This is a genomic window from Aeromonas sp. QDB68, from assembly GCF_027707405.1.
Classification (GTDB): Bacteria; Pseudomonadota; Gammaproteobacteria; order Enterobacterales; family Aeromonadaceae; genus Aeromonas; species Aeromonas caviae.
Genome location: NZ_JAPCIQ010000187.1, coordinates 1 through 2,093, shown reverse-complemented (window position 1 = coordinate 2,093; position 2,093 = coordinate 1). Strand labels below are relative to the sequence as shown.

Here is a 2,093-nt window from a genome sequence, read left to right as displayed (position 1 = left end):
TCCAGGTACACCGTGTTCCACAGCACGATAGCCGCCGTCACCAGGTTGAGGCCGCTGGCCCGGTAGCGCTGCTGCTCGAAGCTCCGATCCCTGATTTCCCCAAGGCGGTTGAAGAACACCGCCCTGGCCAGCGAGTTGCGCGCCTCACCTTTGTTCAGGCCGGCATGCACGCGGCGGCGCAGTTCAACACTTTGCAGCCAGTCCAGGATGAACAGCGTGCGCTCGATCCGGCCCAGCTCGCGCAGGGCCACGGCCAGTCCGTTCTGGCGCGGGTAGCTGCCGAGCTTGCGCAGCATCAGCGAGGCGGTGACGGTGCCCTGCTTGATCGAGCTGGCCAGGCGCAGGATGTCGTCCCAGTGGGCACGCACGTGCTTGATGTTCAGGGTGCCGCCGATCAGCGGGCGCAACGTCGGGTAGGCTTGCACGCCCTGCGGCACGTACAGCTTGGTTTCGCCGAGGTCGCGGATGCGCGGCGCGAAGCGGAAGCCTAGCAGGTGCATCAGGGCAAAGACGTGATCGGTGAAGCCGGCCGTGTCGGTGTAGTGCTCCTCGATCCGCAGGTCGGACTCGTGGTACAGCAGGCCGTCGAGCACATAGGTGGAATCGCGGACGCCGACATTCACCACGCGGGTGCTGAACGGCGCGTACTGGTCGGAGATATGGGTATAGAACAGCCGTCCCGGCTCGCTACCGTACTTCGGGTTGACGTGCCCGGTGCTCTCGCCCCGGCCACCCGCGCGGAAGCGCTGGCCATCGGAGGATGAGGTCGTGCCGTCGCCCCAGTGGGCGGCAAAGGCGTGGCGATACTGGTGGTTGACCAGCTCGGCCAAGGCCGCCGAATAGGTTTCGTCGCGGATGTGCCAGGCTTGCAGCCAGGACAGCTTGGCGTAGGTCAGGCCGGGGCTCGACTCGGCCATCTTGGTCAGCCCGAGGTTGATCGCATCACCGAGGATTGCGGACAGCAGCAACGTCCTGTCTTTGGCCTCGGCCCCGTCCTTCAAGTGGGTGAAGTGGCGGCTGAAGCCCGTCCAGTCGTCCACGTCCATCAGCAGTTCGGTGATCTTGATGCGCGGCAGTAACTGGCTGGTTTGGTCGATCAGCGCCTGCGCCCGATCCGGCACCGCCGCATCCAGCGGGGTGATTTTCAGCCCTGACTCGGTGAGGATGGCATCGGGCAGCTCGTTGTCCTTGGCCAGGCGGGTGACGGTGGCCAACTGCTCGTCCAGCAGCTGCAAACGCTCTTCCAGGTACTGGTCGCTGTTCGGGTTGATCGCCAGGGGCAGGGCCTGCTCGCGCTTGAGTGCGGCGAACTTCTCGGCCGGCAGCAGGTAGTCGTCGAAGTCGCGGAACTGCCGCGAGCCCTTGACCCAGATGTCGCCGGAGCGCAGGGCGTTCTTCAGCTCGGACAGGGCGCAGATTTCGTAGAATTTCCGGTCGAGGCCTTCCGGGGTGATCACCAGCGGCTTCCAGCGCGGCTTGATGAAGGCCGTGGGTGCATCGGCCGGCACCTTGCGCAGGTTGTCGGCGTTCATCTCACGCAGGGTCTGCACGGCTGCCAGCACGCCTTGCGCGGCCGGCGCGGCGCGCAGTTCCAGCACCTCCAGCAAGGCCGGCGTGTAACGGCGCAGGGTGGCGAAGTTCTCGCCGACCAGGTGCAGGTGGTCGAAGCCTTCCGGCCGGGCCAGCAGCTCGGCCTCGCTGACGCTCTCGGTGAACTCGTCCCAGGGAATCACCGCCTCGATGGCGGCATAGGGGTCGCTGCCGCTTTCCTTCGCTTCCAGCAGCGCCTGGCCGATCCTGGAGTACAGGCGCACCTTGTCGTTGATCGCCTTGCCCTGCTTCTGGAACTGCTGCTGATGCTTGTGCTTCGCGCCGCTGAACAGCTTGACCAGGATGCGGTCATGCAGATCGACCAGCTCATCGATCACGGTCGCGGTGCTCTCCAGCACCACGGCGGCCAGGGTCGCGTAGCGGCGCTGCGGCTCGAACTTACCGAGGTCTTTGGGCGTCATCTGCCCACCCTCGCGGGCCAGCTTGAGCAGGCGGTTCTGGTGGATGTGCCGGCCCAGGCCTTCGGGCAAGTCCACCAACTG

General features: G+C 65.8%; 1 protein-coding gene. It reads right to left on the bottom strand.

Annotated features, from left to right (window positions below):
• On the bottom strand, window positions 1-2,093 hold a 2,093-nt coding region (locus PG892_RS22055), incomplete at both ends, for a Tn3-like element TnAs1 family transposase (protein WP_270825880.1).